Source organism: Pseudomonas oryzicola, from assembly GCF_014269185.2.
Lineage (GTDB): Bacteria > Pseudomonadota > Gammaproteobacteria > Pseudomonadales > Pseudomonadaceae > Aquipseudomonas > Aquipseudomonas oryzicola.
In genome coordinates, this window is record NZ_JABWRZ020000005.1 from 107,794 (window position 1) to 124,490 (window position 16,697).

The following is a 16,697-nucleotide window of genomic DNA, read 5'->3' on the forward strand; positions in this document are numbered from 1 at the left end:
CCGCAAGGGCGCGCCAGTCTGGGCGGGTCATTCGATGCTGAACGGGAAGTACTTGTCGTTGATCTTCTTGTACGTACCGTCGGCCTTGATTTCTGCCAGGGCTTTGTTCAGGTCGTTGCGCAGCTTGTCGTCGCCCTTGCGCACGGCAATGCCGATCTTGTCGCTGTCCATCACCGGCTCGCCCTTGAACTCGAAGTTCGAGCCGTCCTTGCTCTTCAGCCACTCGTACTGCACGTACTTGTCGGCCAGGATGCCGTCGATGCGACCGGAGACCAGGTCCAGGTAGGCGTTTTCCTGGGTGTCGTACAGCTTGATCTCTACGGTATCGCCGTAGTTGTCTTCCAGCCAGGTGCCGGCCAGGGTGGCGCGCTGGGTGCCGATCACCTTGCCCTTGAGCGAGGCCTTGTCGGTCTTGAAGTCGACGTTCTTCGGCGCGATGAACTGCAGCTTGTTGGAGTAGTACGGGTCGGTGAAGTCCACTGCCTGCTTGCGCTCGTCAGTGATCGACAGCGACGACACCAGGAAGTCGAACTTCTTGGCATTCAGCGCCGGGATGATGCCGTCCCAGTCCGAGGTGACGACCGAGCATTCGACTTTCATCTTGGCGCACAGGGCGTCGCCGATGTCCTTGTCGAAGCCGACCACGTTACCGCTGGCATCCTTGTTGTTGAACGGTGGGTAGGCGGCTTCGATACCCATGCGCAGTTTTTCTGCGGCCATGGCGTTGGCCGACATCACCAGCGTGGCAGCGGCTGCCAGGAGAAACTTCTTGTAAGTGTGCATGTATTGCTCCGTTAACGGTGGCTGGACATGAATTGCTTGCAACGCGCCGAGGTCGGGTTCTCGAACACCTGCTGCGGCGATCCCTGCTCTTCGACCAGGCCCTGGTGCAGGAAGACGACTTCACTGGACACATGGCGGGCAAAGCTCATCTCGTGCGTCACCAGCAGCATGGTACGGCCTTCTTCGGCCAATGCGCGGATAACGTTTAGCACTTCCTGGACCATTTCCGGGTCGAGCGCCGAAGTTGGCTCGTCGAACAGGATGACCTTGGGCTTCATGGCCAGGGTACGGGCAATGGCGGCGCGCTGTTGCTGGCCACCGGAAAGCTGGGCGGGGTAGCTGTGGCGCTTGTCGTAGATGCCGACCTTGTTCAGCAGCGCTTCGGCGGCTTCGATGGCCTCGGCCTTGCTCTGCCCCAGTACGCGGCGTGGCGCCTCGATGATGTTGTCGAGGATCGACATGTGTGGCCACAGGTTGAAGTTCTGGAAGACGAAGCCGATCTCGCTGCGCAGGCGGTTGATCTGGCGATTGTCGGCGGCGACCAGGTCGCCGTTCTTGGCGGCCTTGAGCTTGAGCGCTTCACCAGCGACCAGGATTTCGCCCTGGTGCGGGTTCTCGAGCAGGTTGATGCAGCGCAGCAGGGTGGACTTGCCGGAGCCGGACGACCCCAGGATGGAGATCACGTCACCGTCGCGTGCGGTCAGCGAAATGCCCTTGAGAATTTCCTGCTCGCCGTAGCGTTTGTGCAGGTTGCGGATTTCCAGCGCGGGCGTGGCCTGAGCCATGTGCGGTCCTCATTGTGTTCGGGTGCGTTCCCAGCTGTTGGCGGCCTTCCTGGCGAGCGCCAAGCTAGCATAGCGGTATCGCGGCGGCCAACAGGGGCGCCAGGTGCTCGGGGCGCTGGTGGGGCAGTTTGTCGCATCGCTGCAGCGCAACGTCGCGCGGATGTCCGCGAAGGTTTCGCCCAGCACCAGAGCCTTGATGAAAAAAGGCGCGATGGTGCCAGCTTTGGCCGGCTCAGGGAAGCGCTTTTAGACCATTCGCGGGTAGATCCGGCCTGCCAAGGTAGCAGAGCCCATGAAAATCGGATCACCGACAAAGGCCTTTATAAGGTGTTTGGTTGTACCTGTGGGTTGCACTTTTTTTGCTTTGCAGCGGTGCAAAGGTGTTACCGAGGAGCACCTTTGGTGCGTTTGTAAGTGAGTATTTCAGTAATCCGGTGATTTGATGCCCTTTCGGTCAGCTCTTGGCCGAAAGCCCTCAGAACCGCGTCCTGAAAGGCCTGCCGGGCTTTCTGACGAATGCGTTCCGTAGATGGCGCGCTTATTGCCAGCAGGAACCCGCCGATTGCAGCGACGCCCAGGTCAACCCTTGGCGCGCTTTGTACCCGCAGTCGGCGTGGTCCACTCCTTACAAAGGTAGTTTTATGAGCGGTAACAATTCCAATGACCTCGCTCAGGGGCTCAAACAACGGCATGTGACCATGCTGTCCATCGCTGGCGTCATCGGTGCCGGCCTTTTCGTTGGCTCCGGCCACGCCATTGCCGCTGCCGGGCCTGCCGTGCTGCTGGCTTACGCTGCCGCCGGTACTCTGGTCGTACTGGTGATGCGCATGTTGGGTGAAATGGCGGTCGCCTCGCCTGACACCGGTTCGTTCTCCACTTATGCCGACCGCGCCATCGGGCGCTGGGCCGGCTTCACCATCGGCTGGCTGTACTGGTGGTTCTGGGTGCTGGTGATTCCGCTGGAAGCCAACGCCGCCGCAGCCATCCTGCATGCCTGGTTCCCTGCGGTTGACCTGTGGGCGTTCTCCCTGGTGATTACCCTGGCGCTGACCCTGACCAACCTGTGCAGCGTGAAGAACTATGGCGAGTTCGAGTTCTGGTTCGCCCTGCTCAAGGTCCTGGCGATCATCGGCTTCATCGCCGTGGGTTGTGCTGCCTTGTTCGGCTTCGTGCCAAGCAGCCAGGTCAGCGGTGCCAGCCACCTGTTCGACACCCAGGGCTTCATGCCCAATGGCCTGGGCGCGGTGCTGGCAGCCATGCTGACCACCATGTTCTCGTTCATGGGTACCGAAATCGTCACCATCGCCGCAGCCGAGTCGAAGGACCCGGGCAAGCAGATCAGCCGTGCTACCAACTCGGTCATCTGGCGTATCTGCCTGTTCTACCTGGTGTCGATCTTCCTGGTCGTGGCCCTGGTACCGTGGAACGACCCGGCGCTGGCCGAGACCGGTTCCTACCAGACCGTGCTGAGCCGCATCGGCGTGCCGAATGCCAAGCTGATAGTCGACATCGTCGTGCTGATCGCGGTAACCAGCTGCCTGAACTCGGCGCTGTACACCTCGTCGCGCATGCTGTTCTCGCTGAGCAAGCGCGGTGACGCCCCGGCCATCGCCCAGCGCACCACCAAGTCGGCGACCCCGCACGTGGCGGTACTGCTGTCCACCGCAGCGGCGTTCCTCTGCGTGTTCGCCAACTTCGTGGCCCCGGCCCAGGTGTTCGAGTTCCTGCTGGCAAGCTCCGGTGCCATTGCCCTGCTGGTGTACCTGGTGATTGCCGTGTCGCAGCTGCGCATGCGTGCCCAGCGTGAGGCCCGTGGCGAGAAGATCACCTTCAAGATGTGGCTGTTCCCGGGCCTGACCTGGGCGACCATCGCCTTCATCGTTGCCATTCTGGTGGTGATGGCGCTGCGTGAAGACCACCGCGCCGAAATCATCGCGACCGCGCTGCTGAGCATTGGTGTGGTGGCGGCGGGCTTGCTGGTACACCGCAAGCGTGAAGCTGCCGGGCGGGTGGCGCTGGATAACTGATCCGCGCTGGCTGCAATGAAAAGGCCGCGCCCTGTGTAGGGCGCGGCCTTTTTTGTTGCCTGTATTGGCCTCTTCGCGGGTAAACCCGCTCCCACAGGTACACCACATATTTCAATTGCTGTGATATTCCTGTGGGAGCGGGTTTACCCGCGAATGGGCCGGGGCAAGTCACATGGCCCTGTCAGCCAAACTGCTTCTGTTGTTGTTGCTGCTTGGCAACCAGCTCGGAGGCTGCCACATAGGCTGCCTGGAATTCGTCGCTTTCCAGCCAGGCCATGGTGGCGTCTTCGTCTGCGCCGTCCAGCCATTTACGGTAGGCGTTGAACACCAGCACAATGTAGTCGGTGGCGTGTTCTTCCTTGTGCCCCTTGAGCACCAGGCCCAGCAGCGGGTCAACCAGGAACACCGAGATCATCGGTACCAGGCCGCCCTCCTGGGCTTCCTTCATCTTCTTGAACAGCGCGTCGTAGCTGCCCGACTCCATGGCCTTGTAGTACACCTGCTCGATGCTGGCACTGTCGCCGGCACTGGCCTTGACTGCCTGGCCGCTGCGTACCATGCGGTTCTGCTTGGCCTTGCTGGCGGCGCGCTTGGCGCGTTTCTGTTGCTTGGTAGGGGTGGCCATGGGGAATCCTTGGGTGTGTCTGAAAGTGCGCGTATTGAAGCGTAGTTGCCGAGGAAACCCAAGTGCCGCACAAAGGGGCTGCGAAGCAGCCCCGGCAAGCTAACTGGCTACCGCCGCAGGTTCGTCTTCTTCGAACCCCCGCGATGCGCGCCCGACCAGCAGCGCATCTGGCGCATGCGCCACACTGTGGTCCTTGCCCGGGTAATCCAGCGAATGCAGGAAGTGCCGGATGCAGTTGATGCGCGCCCGTTTCTTGTCGTCGGACTTGATCACCGTCCATGGCGCATCGGCGGTATCGGTATGGAAGAACATCGCCTCCTTGGCTGCGGTGTAGTCTTCCCATTTGTCCAGCGACTTGATGTCGATGGGTGACAGCTTCCAGTGCTTGAGCGGGTCGTCCCGACGCGAGATGAAGCGGCGCAGTTGCTCTTCGCGGTTCACCGAGAACCAGTACTTGAACAGCAGGATGCCGCTGTTGCACAGCATCCGCTCCAGCTCCGGCGCCTGGCGCATGAACTCCAGGTACTGCAGCGGCGTGCAGAAATCCATTACCTTCTCGACCCCGGCGCGGTTGTACCAGGAGCGGTCGAAGAACACCATTTCACCTGCCGTGGGCAGGTGCTGGATGTAGCGCTGGAAGTACCACTGGCCTTTCTCCTGCTCGGAAGGCTTCTCCAGAGCCACGATGCGCGCCCCACGAGGGTTGAGGTGCTCCATGAAGCGCTTGATGGTGCCGCCCTTGCCTGCGGCATCGCGCCCTTCGAACAGAATCACCACGCGCTGGCCGGTTTCCTTCACCCAGCTTTGCACCTTCAGCAACTCGATCTGCAGCGCGTGCTTGGCCTTTTCATAGTCCTGGCGGCGCAGCCGGGTGCGGTAGGGGTAGCTGGCAGGCAGGCGGGCTGAAGTGCTGTCTTCGTTGCTGCCTTTAGGTGCCGTGGCCACTTCCAGGGCGGCGGGTTGCTGGCTGACACGGGTGATGCTCGGCTCCGGCTTGCGCTGGCGTGGGCGGCGGGTGCGGGCCGGGGCGGCAACGGGTTCGCTGGGGGCGGGGAGCAGGAGGGGGGATTCTTCGCTCATGGAGGTCCTTGCAAATCGATTCGAAAGTCCATCATCGATTATGAAGGTGGGCGAAAAGTGGCTGTTTGATGCTGATCAATGCAGAAATACAGACAACAAAAAACCCGCACTAGGCGGGTTTCTTGTTGTCGCTTCGGGTAACTTTGCAACCACCAGAAGCTGAAGGTGGTGCCCAGAGACGGAGTCGAACCGCCGACACGAGGATTTTCAATCCTCTGCTCTACCGACTGAGCTATCTGGGCGACGAGGTGAATTAAATAGACTTTCAGACCGCTCGTCAACGACTTTTTGAAAAAATTTTAAATTAATTCCGTCGCTTACGTTCCGTGGGGTCATTCCGAGGGCGGCACGTAGCCTTCCGCCTGGGCGTATTCTTCGCCGGCGAAAAACTTGTCCATCTCGCCCTGGAGGAATTTGCGGTCCTCGGCGTTCATCATGTTCAGGCGCTTTTCGTTGATCAGCATGGTCTGGTGCTTCTGCCAGTCGGCCCAGGCCTTCTGCGAGATGTGTTCGAAGATGTCCTGGCCCTTGGCGCCAGGGTAGGGCGGGCGCTCCAGGCCTGGCAGTTCTTCTTTGTACTTGCGGCACATCACGGTGCGGGTCATCGGGCGTCTCCTGCAATCAGTTCGTCGGCCGCGCGTTTGAGCAGCTTTTTCACCGGGGCGGCAAGGCCCAGGCGCGGCGGGGTGGCGAGGTTATACCAGAGCCAGTCGGCCTCGGCCACGTGCTGGCCGACCGGGTCGACGCGCACCAGCCAGGGCTCGATCGCCAGCTGGAAGTGGCTGAAGGTATGGGTCAGGCCGTCCATGGCGCGGCTTTCGGCCAGGCGCAGGCCGTGCTGGTAGGCCAGGTCGTCGAGCTGGGCGATGTCGTCCAGTTCCGGCAGGCTCCACAAGCCACCCCACAGCCCGCTGGACGGGCGGCGGTAAAGCAGGATGGCGCCTTCGTGGTTGGCCAGCAGCGGCATCAGCGTGCGCCGTTGTGGCAGCGCCTTGCGTGGCTTGGGTTCCGGGTAGCGGGTTTCTTCGCCGTGCAGGTGCGCTTCGCAGCCGCGCCGCAGCGGGCAGATCAGGCAACTGGGCTTGCTGCGGGTGCACAGCGTGGCGCCCATGTCCATCATCGCCTGGGTATAGTGGTTGGCGCGCTGCTGCGGGGTAAAACGCTCGGCCGTGGCCCACAGCTGGTTGGCCACCTTGGGCTCGCCAGGGTAGCCAGCCTGGGCGGTGTAGCGGGCCAGCACGCGTTTCACGTTGCCGTCGAGGATCGGTGCGCGGATGCCCATGCTGATGCTGGCGATGGCGCCGGCGGTGGAGCGGCCGATGCCGGGCAGCTCGGTGAGCTGTTCGACACTGCGCGGGAATTCACCGCCATGCTGCGCGACCACGATCTTCGCGGCTTTCTGCAGGTTGCGCGCCCGGGTGTAGTAGCCCAGGCCGGTCCACAGGTGCAGCACCTCGTCCTCTGGCGCTTCGGCCAGGGCCTGCACGGTCGGCAGGGCCTGCATGAAGCGGTCGAAGTAGTTGAGCACGGTGCTGACCTGGGTCTGCTGCAGCATGATTTCCGACACCCACACCCGGTACGGGGTGATGCCCTGCTGCCAGGGCAGGTCGTGCCGGCCGTGCTCGTCATACCAATCCAGCACAGCGCTGGAGAACTGCTCTGGGGTCATCGCTTGAACAGCCCCTTGAGCGCGTCTTTCACTTCCGGGCTCACTTTGTCTCCGAGTTTTTCATCGATCTTTTCCTGCAGGCGGTTGCCGGCCAGCTTGGCGGCAACCTTGCCCAGGCCGTCCTGGTCCAGGCGGCAGGCCTTGGCGCCCAGCTCCAGCGGGCCGCGGCAACGCAGTGGCACTTCCACGCCCACATAGCGTTCGTTGACCTGGCAGGCCGGGTCGGGCATGGCGCGCTGGTCGCCTTCGACAATCACGCCGACCTTGTAGTCCATGCCCAGCACGCGCAGGTCCAGGTCACCCTGGCCGTTGACGGTAAGGCCCGGGATGCGCGCCTTGAGGTCCGGGTTGCTGGCGACCCCATTGCGTACCACCAGGCTGCCGCGCAGCTCCTGGAAGGGGGTGTCCTTGCCGCGTGGCTCGCCGCTGAGCGTTTTGCGATTGAGCGTGGCGATGGCCTGGCACAGTTGCTGTTCCAGGTTGGCATTGACCAGCACGCCGTCGTTGATGACGAAATTGGCGTTGCCATTAAGGGTATCGACCAGCGCCTTCTGGCTGTTGCCGGTGGCGGTCAGGTCGCTGTTCAGGGTCAGCAGGCCTTTGACCGGCGGCTGCTGTTCCTTGCCCTCGGTCTTGATGAAGTGCTCCACGGGTACCCGCTGGATGTTGGTGTTGACGCCCAGTTGCGGCACGGCAGGGCGAACATCGACGGTACCCTTGGCCTCGAACGTGCCGTTGTACAGCCCGCCACGCAGGGTTTGCAGGGTCAGCAGGCCGCCCTGGCCGATGGCCTTGAGCTGGGCATCGGTGATCGGCAGTTTATCCAGGGTCAGCGCGCCGAAGGCCAGGTCGGCCTGCAGGTCGAGGGCGCGCAGGCGGTCGACCGGCAACAGCTTGTCGTCGCTCCAGGCCACCTGGGTCGGGGCGTTGGGCAGCGGCGTGGTGCCGGCGCCGGCGACCGCGCTGGCTTCCTGCTGCTTGACCTCGGCCTGGCGCGCGGCAGTGGCACCCTTGGCCTGCTCGCTCTTGGCCGGCAGGTAGCGGTCGGCGTCGAAGCTGTCGCCCTTGAGCTGCAGGCGCAGGGCTTGCTTGGCGAAATCCTCGACGGCCACGCGGCCGGTGAAGGTGCTGTCGTCCAGCTTCACGGCCAGGTCTTCCAGGGCCAGGCTGTTCGGCGTGCCTTGCAGGCGGGTGACCATTTCCAGCCTGGAGAAGGCTGCCGGGTCGTTGCTGGCCGGCAGTGGGCGGCCAATGCTGTCGAGGAACGTGCGCAGGTCGAACTGGGCGATGGACAGGCCGCCGCTGAGCTGGGGTGCCTTGTCCAGGTCACGCAGGTTCAGCTCGCCCAGGGCGCGCAGCTGGTTGGCCGATACTTTCAGGCCGCTCCACGAGGCGACATTGGCGCCCAGGTCGACCAGCAGTTGGCCCTGCGCGGCGAAGGTCACGGTCTTGCCGCCGGTTGGCTCGCCCGAGGTTTCGCCCGACAGGCGCATGTCTTCGAAGTTGTAGCGCTTGAGTTTGCGGTCGAAGCGCAACTCGCCGGCCAGCTCGGTGCGGGCCTTGATGTTCGGCTGGCTGGCGCTGAGGAAGGCGCTGGCCTTGAGCGGAATGTTCGCGCCTTCGTGGACCGGGCCGGTGCTCAGCTGGATGCTCTCGGCGCTGTAGCTGTGGCCGGTCTTGGCATCGGTGTACTGCACGCGGGCGTTGTTCACGGTCAGGCTGTCGATGTCCAGCTTGACCGCGCGGTCGTTGCTGGTTGCCGGTGCCGGCTGCTGTTCGGCGGGTGCCTGGGCCGGGGCATTGGCCTGTGCGCCGGCGTTTTCTGCGGGCAACGGCTTGCCGATGTCTTCCCAGTTGCCATGGCCTTGCTCGTCACGGGCCAGGGTCAGGTTCAGGCCCTCGACGCGCACGTCGCTCATCTGTACTTCGCGGCGCAGCAGTGGCAGCACTCGCACCGACAAACCGAGCATCTGCAGGTCGGCGAACGGCTCCTTGGGTTTGTTCAAGGTGGCGATGCTTGCTTCGTGCAGCTCCAGGCCCAGCCACGGGAACAGGCTCCAGCCAATATCACCATTGAGGGTGAGCTCGACGTGCGCCTTGTCGCGCGCCAGCTGGCGAATCTCGTCTTTGTAGTCGTTGGGATCGAACAGGTGGGTCAGGGCGAAGCCCAGCGCCACGATGATCAGCAGCAACCCGAGAAGCCCAAGTCCCAGGATTTTGCCGAACGCTTTCATGGGCGAGTCCTTGTAGTCGTTTGAAATTCAAGCGCCAGAGTATAGCGCCGCAGTGGTTGTCCCTGCGTATTCGACAAGAGATACAGGGCATTTCCTACGTGTGCATCAGAGGGTAAGGCTTTCGACCACCATGATTTTGCCAGTTCCACATGTGCCGCCTGTACTGGCCCTGTGGGAGCTGGCGTGCCAGCGACAGGGCCTTCGTACGGGCGGCATGACCGTTTCAGCCGCGCAAAAATATGCAATATCAGATTGCCTTCATGCCGCTGCATGCTGCTAACCTTGCGCCGCTTTGCCTGCACTCTCCCTAATAAGAAGGATCCGATTCATGAGCAGTACCGTCGCGGCGGGGACCTTGGCCAGTGCGCCTGGCTTCCTGTCGAAGGAGCGCATCATCGCCCGTCCGGGCTTCAACCGTTGGCTGGTTCCGCCGGCCGCCCTGGCCATTCACCTGTGCATCGGCATGGCCTATGGCTTCTCGGTGTTCTGGCTACCTTTATCGCAAGCCCTCGGCATCACCGCCCCCGTCGCCTGCGCGGCGGACATGGGCTTCATGGCCCGCATGTTCAGCGCCGAATGCGACTGGCCAATCTCGATGCTGAGCTGGATCTACACCTTGTTCTTCGTCTTCCTCGGTTGCTCGGCAGCGGTGCTGGGCGGCTGGCTGGAACACGCCGGCCCGCGCAAGGCCGGGCTGGTGTCGGCGCTGTGCTGGTGTGGCGGCATGCTGATCTCGGCCGTGGGTGTGAAAACCCACCAGCTGTGGCTGATGTGGCTGGGCTCCGGTGTAATTGGCGGTATCGGCCTGGGGCTGGGCTACATTTCGCCGGTCTCGACCCTGATCAAGTGGTTCCCGGACAAACGCGGCATGGCCACCGGCATGGCGATCATGGGCTTTGGCGGCGGCGCCATGGTAGGTGCACCGCTGGCGACTGCGCTGATGGGGCACTTCGGCAACGCGCAGGAAGTAGGGGTGTGGCAGAGCTTCGTGGCCATGGCGGCGATCTACTTCGTGTTCATGACTGCCGGTGCTTTGGCGTATCGCGTGCCTCCGACCGGCTGGAAGCCTGAAGGCTTCACTGCGCCGCTGAAGAAAGCCGGCAACACCATGGTCACCGACCGGCACGTGCACGTCAGCGTGGCCTGGAAAACTCCGCAGTTCGCGCTGATCTGGCTGGTGCTGTGCCTGAACGTGTCGGCCGGTATCGGCATTCTCGGCATGGCCTCGCCGCTGCTGCAGGAAGTGTTCGCCGGCAAGCTGCTGGGCAATGGCCTGAGCTTCAGCGAGCTGAACAGCACCCAGCTGGCGCAGATTGCCGCGATCGCTGCCGGCTTTACCGGCCTGCTGAGCCTGTTCAACATCGGTGGGCGGTTCTTCTGGGCGTCGTTCTCCGACTACATTGGCCGCAAGAACACCTATTTCGCCTTCTTCGCACTCGGGGTTGGCCTGTACAGCCTGGTACCGAACATGGGCCACCTGGGTAACGTAGCGCTGTTCGTGGCGGCGTTCTGCATCATCCTGTCGATGTACGGCGGTGGCTTCTCCACCGTGCCCGCGTACCTGGCCGACCTGTTCGGCACGCAGATGGTCGGTGCCATTCACGGTCGCCTGCTGACCGCCTGGGCGGCGGCGGGCGTGCTGGGGCCGGTGCTGATCACCTACCTGCGCGAATATCAGCTGGCTGCCGGGGTGGAACGTGCCGCGGCTTATGACATGACACTTTACATCCTTGCCGGCCTGCTGGTGCTGGGCTTTGTCTGCAACATGCTGGTGCGCCCGGTAGCCGACAAGTACTTCATGAGCGATGCCGAACTGGCCGCCGAGCGAGCGCTGAGCCACGACAAGGGTGCCGATGGCATGCAGTCGCTGGAGTGGAAGGCAGCGCCGGGCAGCCTGCCGCTGGTGCTGCTGGCCTGGGCTGTGGTGGTTGTACCGCTGGCCTGGGGCGTGTGGATTACCCTGCAGAAGACGGCGGTGCTGTTCCATTGATGAGTTGTGCGGCCGGCTGATTTGCTGGCTGTACCGGCCCTATCGCCGGCAAGCCTGCTCCCGCTTCGAGCGCATCGGCTTCGAGCCATGTGCAGTCGCTGTGGGAGCTGGCCTGCCGGGGATGGGCTGCAAGGCCGCCCCAGATCATTCGGTTGTATAGACCTGTAGCAGTAATCAGGCCCCGCAATTGCTCGCCATGCCATATGTCATCCGCGTTTCAAGCGGGCGCGTTCTGGGCCTATAATGAAGCCCTTTTCGCCCAATGATTTTGCGGAGCTGGTGATGGTTGAACGTAAGGCGTCCGTCGAGCGCAACACCCTGGAAACCCAGGTCAAGTGCTCGATCAACCTCGATGGCAGCGGCAAGGCCCGATTCGATATCGGTGTGCCTTTCCTTGAACACATGCTGGACCAGATCGCCCGCCATGGGCTGATCGATCTGGATATCGAGTGCAAGGGTGACACGCATATCGACGATCACCATACCGTCGAAGACGTCGGTATCACCCTGGGCATGGCATTCGCCCAGGCCATCGGTGACAAGAAGGGTATCTTCCGCTACGGCCACGCCTACGTGCCGCTGGACGAAGCGCTGTCGCGCGTGGTCATCGACTTTTCCGGTCGCCCGGGCCTGCAGATGCATGTGCCTTACACCCGCGCCACGGTCGGTGGCTTCGATGTCGACCTGTTCCAGGAGTTCTTCCAGGGCTTCGTCAACCACGCTCTGGTGACCCTGCACATCGACAACCTGCGTGGCCACAACACCCATCACCAGATCGAAACCGTGTTCAAGGCATTTGGCCGCGCCCTGCGCATGGCCATCACCCTCGACGAGCGCATGGCCGGGCAGATGCCTTCCACCAAAGGGTGCCTGTAAATGCAGACGGTAGCCGTAATCGACTATGGCATGGGCAACCTGCACTCGGTGGCCAAGGCGCTCGAGCATGTAGGTGCCGGCAAGGTACTGGTCACCAGCGACGCTGCGGTCATCCGCGAGGCCGACCGCGTGGTGTTCCCGGGTGTGGGTGCGATTCGCGACTGCATGGCTGAAATCCGTCGCCTGGGCTTCGACAGCCTGGTACGCGAAGTCAGCCAGGACCGCCCGTTCCTGGGTATCTGCGTAGGTATGCAGGCCCTGCTGGAGCACAGCGAAGAAAACGACGGTGTCGACTGCATCGGCCTGTTCCCTGGCCAGGTGCGCTTCTTCGGCAAGGACCTCAAGGAAGACGGCGAGCACCTGAAGGTGCCACACATGGGCTGGAACGAGGTCGGCCAGACCAACCACCACCCGCTGTGGCATGACATCCCCGACCGTGCGCGCTTCTATTTCGTGCACAGCTACTACATCGATGCCGGCAAGCCGGCCCAGGTGGTCGGTCGCGGCCATTACGGCGTCGACTTCGCCGCGGCGCTGGCCGATGGCTCGCGCTTTGCCGTGCAGTTCCACCCGGAGAAGAGCCATACCCATGGCCTGCAGCTGCTGCAAAACTTCGTCGCCTGGGACGGGCGCTGGTAAATGAGCAGATCGAAGACCAAGGCCCCAGTCATCACCCTGGCCCCCGAGCAGGAGCGCGCCGCGCTCGACACGCTCAAGCGCTTCCTCGAAGACCGCTTCGAGTTGACGTTGGGCTCGTTCGAGGTGGCCGAGGTCCTCGATGTGTTCAGCAAGGAAATTGCACCCCATTACTACAACAGGGCGATTGCCGATGTTCAGCTGCACCTCAAGGAGCGGTTCGACAGCATCGAAAGCGATCTGTGGGCGCTCGAGAAGCCCTGAAACCCCAAGAACAGACAGGTTCCCAAGATGCTGATTATCCCCGCTATCGATCTGAAGGACGGCGCCTGCGTGCGCCTGCGCCAGGGCCGCATGGAAGACTCCACGGTATTTTCCGACGACCCGGTGAGCATGGCCGCCAAGTGGGTCGAGGGTGGCTGCCGCCGCCTGCACCTGGTTGACCTCAACGGCGCCTTCGAAGGCCAGCCGGTCAACGGTGAAGTGGTTACCGCCATTGCCAAGCGCTACCCGACCCTGCCGATCCAGATCGGTGGTGGCATCCGCTCGCTGGAAACCATCGAGCACTACGTCAAGGCCGGCGTCAGCTACGTGATCATCGGCACCAAGGCGGTCAAGCAGCCTGAGTTCGTTGCCGAAGCGTGCAAGGCCTTCCCGGGCAAGGTCATCGTTGGCCTGGACGCCAAGGACGGCTTCGTCGCCACCGACGGCTGGGCCGAAGTCAGCTCGGTGCAGGTCATCGACCTGGCCAAGCGTTTCGAGGCCGATGGCGTCTCGGCGATCGTCTACACCGACATCGCCAAGGACGGCATGATGCAGGGCTGCAACGTGCCCTTCACCAAGGCACTGGCAGAAGCCACCGCGATCCCGGTGATCGCCTCGGGCGGCATCCACAACCTGGGCGACATCAAGGCCCTGCTGGACGCCAAGGCCCCGGGCATCATCGGCGCCATCACCGGCCGTGCCATCTACGAAGGCACCCTCGATGTTGCCGAGGCCCAGGCCTTCTGCGACAACTACCAAGGCTGAGGACTGAACCATGGCACTGGCCAAGCGCATCATCCCTTGCCTGGACGTGGACAACGGCCGGGTGGTCAAGGGCGTCAAGTTCGAGAACATCCGTGATGCCGGCGACCCGGTGGAAATCGCCCGGCGCTACGACGAGCAAGGTGCCGATGAAATCACCTTCCTCGACATCACCGCCAGCGTCGATGGCCGCGACACCACCCTGCATACCGTCGAACGCATGGCCAGCCAGGTATTCATCCCGCTGACCGTGGGCGGTGGCGTGCGCACCGTGCAGGACATCCGCAACCTGCTCAATGCCGGTGCCGACAAGGTCTCGATCAACACGGCCGCGGTGTTCAACCCGGAGTTCGTCGGCGAGGCGGCGGACCGTTTCGGTTCGCAGTGCATCGTCGTCGCCATCGATGCCAAGAAAGTGTCCGGGCCGGGTGAAGCACCGCGCTGGGAAATCTTCACCCATGGCGGGCGCAAGCCGACCGGGCTGGACGCGGTGGAGTGGGCGAAGAAGATGGAAGGCCTGGGGGCTGGCGAGATCCTGCTGACCAGCATGGACCAGGACGGCATGAAGAGCGGCTTCGACCTGGGCGTTACCCGCGCGATCAGCGATGCGCTGGGTATTCCGGTGATTGCGTCGGGGGGGGTGGGTAACCTGCAGCACCTGGCTGACGGCATTCTGGAAGGGCATGCCAGTGCGGTGCTGGCGGCCAGCATCTTCCACTTCGGTGAGTACACAGTGCCGGAAGCCAAGGCCTATATGGCTTCGCGCGGCATCGTCGTTCGCTGAAATAGTCATTGGGGCTGCTTTGCAGCCCATCGCGGCTGAAGCCGCTCCTACAGGGATCGTGCAAATTTCCAGGCTTGCGCGGTCCCTGTAGGAGCGGCTTCAGCCGCGATGGGCCGCAAGGCGGCCCCAATTGCATCACCCGTGGTTCTTGCCGAGCAAGGCATGGTAAAGCTCGGTATCCCCAAGAATCCCAACCACCTTGTCGTTGTCCTGCAACACCAGCTTGTTGCCGGTCTGATAACGAATCTGTAGCGCCTCGCGCATTCCGATATCGGCATTGACCAATGTTGGGCGGCGGCCCAGCAGCTCCACATCCTGCCCGGGTGCCCAGTTCTGCAGGTCAAGCCCGTTCTGCCCTTGGCGTGCACGCTTGATCGAGCCACCTTCGCCAAGGTCCAGCCACGAGTCGATGCCAGGATCGATGCACACCGAGCCGTTGACCCGCTTGCACTTGTCCAGGCTGCGCATCAGGCTGCGGCCGCACAACACGTTTAGCGGGTTGGTATGGGCGACGAAGGTCCGCACATATTCATCGGCCGGGTTCAGCACGATTTCTTCCGGCTTGCTGTACTGGATGATTCGCCCGTCCTTCATGATCGCGATGCGGCTACCCAGCTTCAACGCCTCGTCCAGGTCGTGGCTGACGAACACGATGGTCTTGCTCAGCTTCGCCTGCAGGCCCAGCAACTCATCTTGCAGGCCTTGGCGAATCAGCGGGTCGAGTGCCGAGAACGGTTCGTCCATCAGCAGGATGTCGGCATCCATCGCCAACGCCCGGGCCAGGCCCACGCGCTGCTGCATGCCGCCAGACAGTTCGTCCGGTTTCTTGTTGCGCCACTGGGTCAGGCCCACCAGTTCGAGTTTCTCGTCAACCAGCTTGCGCCGTTCCTTTTCAGGGCGGCCCTGCATTTCCAGGCCAAAGCTGATGTTCTCGCGCACTGTCAGCCAGGGCATCAGGGCGAACTTCTGGAACACCATGGCAATGCGCTTGGTGCGCATCATCTTCAGCTCGGCCGGGGTGCAGTGGGCAATGTCGATGTGTTTGCCTTCGTGCTCGACGAACAGCTTGCCGCGGCTGACGGTGTTGAGGCCGTTGATGCAGCGCAGCAGGCTCGACTTGCCGGAGCCGGACAAGCCCATCAGTACGCAGATCTCGCCCTTCTGGATGTCCAGGTTGGCCTTCTCGACACCCACCACCAGGCCGGTTTCCTTGAGGATCTGCTCGCGGGTCTTGCCTTGGTCGAGCAGCGCCAGCGCCTCGCGCGGCTTGCTGGAGAAGATGACGTCGACGTCTTCGAATCGAATGATGCTCATGCTTCACCCCTTACCGGCAGGTCCGGTTGCTTGCAGATACGGTCGAGCATGATCGCCAGCAGCACGATCGCCAGGCCCGCTTCGAAGCCCAGGGAGATATCAGCGGTGTTCAGTGCGTTGACCACAGGTTTGCCCAGGCCGTCGGCGCCGACCAGGGCGGCAATCACCACCATCGACAGCGACAGCATGATGCACTGGGTTACGCCGGCGGCGATGCTCGGCATCGCGTGCGGCAGTTCGATACGGGTGAGCAGCTGGCGGCGCGAGCAGCCAAACGCCTTGCCGGCGTCCATCAGCTCCTGCGGCACGTCGCAGATGCCCAGGTAGGTGAGGCGGATCGGTGCGGCGATGGCGAACACCACGGTCGAGATCAGCCCCGGCACCACGCCCAGGCCGAACAGGGTCAGGGTGGGTATCAGGTAGACGAAGGTGGGTACCGTCTGCATCAGGTCGAGTACCGGACGCATGGCGGTGTAGAACATCGGCTTGTGCGCGGCGACGATGCCCAGCGGCACGCCGATGGCCACGCACACCACTGTGGCGAAGGTGACCTGCGCCAGGGTTTCCATGGTTTCCTGCCAGTAGCCCAGGTTGAGGATCAGCAGGAACGACAGGGCAACGAATGCGGTCAGCGCCCATTTGCGCTGGATCAGGTGCGCCAGGGCGGCGAACAGGGCGATTAGAACGAACGGGTTGAACCAGGTCAGGGCACTGGTGACGCCATGGATCATGAATTCCAGGCCTTGCGCGATGGCGTCGAAGTAACTCGCGCCGTTCTGGGTCAGCCATTCGACGAACGACGCGATGTACTGCCCCAGGGGTATTTTCTGATCGATAAGCATGATAGCGAGCTTCCACCTGCATAGAT

Annotated in this window: 16 protein-coding genes and 1 tRNA gene; 7 read left to right on the plus strand and 10 right to left on the minus strand. The window is 62.8% G+C overall.

All coding sequences use genetic code 11. The annotated features are described in order from the left end of the window. Positions 1-27 precede the first annotated feature (27 nt). Positions 28-783, minus strand: coding sequence for an ABC transporter substrate-binding protein (locus HU760_RS24090; RefSeq protein ID WP_186674946.1), 756 nt, complete (start codon positions 781-783; stop codon positions 28-30). Positions 784-794: 11 nt separating this feature from the next. Then, on the minus strand, positions 795-1,568 hold the full coding sequence (locus tag HU760_RS24095; protein ID WP_003257472.1) for an ABC transporter ATP-binding protein: 774 nt from the start codon (positions 1,566-1,568) through the stop codon (positions 795-797). Positions 1,569-2,209: 641 nt separating this feature from the next. Here HU760_RS24095 and gabP point away from each other — a divergent pair. After that, complete coding sequence (gabP, locus tag HU760_RS24100; RefSeq protein WP_186674947.1) at positions 2,210-3,595, plus strand: GABA permease; 1,386 nt, start codon at positions 2,210-2,212, stop codon at positions 3,593-3,595. Positions 3,596-3,776: 181 nt separating this feature from the next. Here gabP and HU760_RS24105 read toward each other — a convergent pair whose 3' ends face one another. The 6 genes from HU760_RS24105 to HU760_RS24130 all read right to left on the minus strand — a co-directional run bounded on the left by HU760_RS24105 (position 3,777) and on the right by HU760_RS24130 (position 9,203). Further along, a complete protein-coding gene (locus HU760_RS24105) occupies positions 3,777-4,220 on the minus strand; it encodes a hypothetical protein (protein ID WP_186674948.1) in 444 nt (147 codons plus the stop codon). Positions 4,221-4,319: 99 nt separating this feature from the next. Next, the gene (gene ppk2, locus HU760_RS24110) at positions 4,320-5,300 is read right to left on the minus strand and encodes a polyphosphate kinase 2 (RefSeq protein ID WP_225932899.1); all 981 of its coding nucleotides are present in this window, start codon (positions 5,298-5,300) and stop codon (positions 4,320-4,322) included. 166 nt (positions 5,301-5,466) lie between these two features. After that, positions 5,467-5,542: transfer RNA gene (locus HU760_RS24115), tRNA-Phe, on the minus strand. A 90-nt stretch (positions 5,543-5,632) separates the two neighbouring features. Next, a complete protein-coding gene (locus HU760_RS24120; protein ID WP_003257478.1) occupies positions 5,633-5,905 on the minus strand; it encodes an oxidative damage protection protein in 273 nt (90 codons plus the stop codon). After that, a complete protein-coding gene (gene mutY / locus HU760_RS24125; protein ID WP_186674949.1) occupies positions 5,902-6,969 on the minus strand; it encodes an A/G-specific adenine glycosylase in 1,068 nt (355 codons plus the stop codon). The genes HU760_RS24120 and mutY overlap by 4 nt, the downstream gene beginning before the upstream one ends. Then, complete coding sequence (locus HU760_RS24130; RefSeq protein ID WP_186674950.1) at positions 6,966-9,203, minus strand: AsmA family protein; 2,238 nt, start codon at positions 9,201-9,203, stop codon at positions 6,966-6,968. Before HU760_RS24130 ends, mutY begins: the two co-directional genes overlap by 4 nt. A 328-nt stretch (positions 9,204-9,531) precedes the next feature. Between HU760_RS24130 and HU760_RS24135 the strand changes: the two genes are divergently transcribed. The 6 genes from HU760_RS24135 (at position 9,532) to hisF (ending at position 14,515) form a co-directional block, all read left to right on the plus strand. Then, on the plus strand, positions 9,532-11,193 hold the full coding sequence (locus tag HU760_RS24135) for an OFA family MFS transporter (RefSeq protein WP_186674951.1): 1,662 nt from the start codon (positions 9,532-9,534) through the stop codon (positions 11,191-11,193). Between the two features lie 282 nt (positions 11,194-11,475). Next, positions 11,476-12,069 (plus strand): imidazoleglycerol-phosphate dehydratase HisB, encoded by a 594-nt coding sequence (gene hisB, locus HU760_RS24140; RefSeq protein ID WP_186674952.1) that lies wholly within the window; start codon positions 11,476-11,478, stop codon positions 12,067-12,069. Beyond that, positions 12,070-12,708, plus strand: coding sequence for an imidazole glycerol phosphate synthase subunit HisH (gene hisH, locus HU760_RS24145; protein ID WP_170027853.1), 639 nt, complete (start codon positions 12,070-12,072; stop codon positions 12,706-12,708). Further along, positions 12,709-12,969 (plus strand): DUF2164 domain-containing protein, encoded by a 261-nt coding sequence (locus tag HU760_RS24150; RefSeq protein WP_186674953.1) that lies wholly within the window; start codon positions 12,709-12,711, stop codon positions 12,967-12,969. Between the two features lie 27 nt (positions 12,970-12,996). Continuing rightward, positions 12,997-13,734, plus strand: coding sequence for a 1-(5-phosphoribosyl)-5-[(5-phosphoribosylamino)methylideneamino]imidazole-4-carboxamide isomerase (gene hisA, locus HU760_RS24155; RefSeq protein ID WP_170027855.1), 738 nt, complete (start codon positions 12,997-12,999; stop codon positions 13,732-13,734). A gap of 10 nt (positions 13,735-13,744) precedes the next feature. Next, on the plus strand, positions 13,745-14,515 hold the full coding sequence (gene hisF, locus HU760_RS24160; RefSeq protein WP_186674954.1) for an imidazole glycerol phosphate synthase subunit HisF: 771 nt from the start codon (positions 13,745-13,747) through the stop codon (positions 14,513-14,515). Between the two features lie 135 nt (positions 14,516-14,650). On the opposite strand, the gene choV is transcribed toward hisF, so the two are convergent. After that, on the minus strand, positions 14,651-15,829 hold the full coding sequence (gene choV, locus HU760_RS24165; protein WP_186674955.1) for a choline ABC transporter ATP-binding protein: 1,179 nt from the start codon (positions 15,827-15,829) through the stop codon (positions 14,651-14,653). Next, the gene (choW, locus tag HU760_RS24170) at positions 15,826-16,674 is read right to left on the minus strand and encodes a choline ABC transporter permease subunit (protein WP_170034006.1); all 849 of its coding nucleotides are present in this window, start codon (positions 16,672-16,674) and stop codon (positions 15,826-15,828) included. Before choW ends, choV begins: the two co-directional genes overlap by 4 nt. Between the last annotated feature and the right edge of the window lie 23 nt (positions 16,675-16,697).

Coding starts and splice junctions, on each gene's coding strand:
- HU760_RS24090 (WP_186674946.1), bottom strand. CDS start 783: ATGCACACTTACAAGAAGTTTCTCCTGGCAGCCGCTGCCACGCTGGTG.
- HU760_RS24095 (WP_003257472.1), bottom strand. CDS start 1,568: ATGGCTCAGGCCACGCCCGCGCTGGAAATCCGCAACCTGCACAAACGC.
- gabP (WP_186674947.1), top strand. CDS start 2,210: ATGAGCGGTAACAATTCCAATGACCTCGCTCAGGGGCTCAAACAACGG.
- HU760_RS24105 (WP_186674948.1), bottom strand. CDS start 4,220: ATGGCCACCCCTACCAAGCAACAGAAACGCGCCAAGCGCGCCGCCAGC.
- ppk2 (WP_225932899.1), bottom strand. CDS start 5,300: ATGAGCGAAGAATCCCCCCTCCTGCTCCCCGCCCCCAGCGAACCCGTT.
- HU760_RS24120 (WP_003257478.1), bottom strand. CDS start 5,905: ATGACCCGCACCGTGATGTGCCGCAAGTACAAAGAAGAACTGCCAGGC.
- mutY (WP_186674949.1), bottom strand. CDS start 6,969: ATGACCCCAGAGCAGTTCTCCAGCGCTGTGCTGGATTGGTATGACGAG.
- HU760_RS24130 (WP_186674950.1), bottom strand. CDS start 9,203: ATGAAAGCGTTCGGCAAAATCCTGGGACTTGGGCTTCTCGGGTTGCTG.
- HU760_RS24135 (WP_186674951.1), top strand. CDS start 9,532: ATGAGCAGTACCGTCGCGGCGGGGACCTTGGCCAGTGCGCCTGGCTTC.
- hisB (WP_186674952.1), top strand. CDS start 11,476: ATGGTTGAACGTAAGGCGTCCGTCGAGCGCAACACCCTGGAAACCCAG.
- hisH (WP_170027853.1), top strand. CDS start 12,070: ATGCAGACGGTAGCCGTAATCGACTATGGCATGGGCAACCTGCACTCG.
- HU760_RS24150 (WP_186674953.1), top strand. CDS start 12,709: ATGAGCAGATCGAAGACCAAGGCCCCAGTCATCACCCTGGCCCCCGAG.
- hisA (WP_170027855.1), top strand. CDS start 12,997: ATGCTGATTATCCCCGCTATCGATCTGAAGGACGGCGCCTGCGTGCGC.
- hisF (WP_186674954.1), top strand. CDS start 13,745: ATGGCACTGGCCAAGCGCATCATCCCTTGCCTGGACGTGGACAACGGC.
- choV (WP_186674955.1), bottom strand. CDS start 15,829: ATGAGCATCATTCGATTCGAAGACGTCGACGTCATCTTCTCCAGCAAG.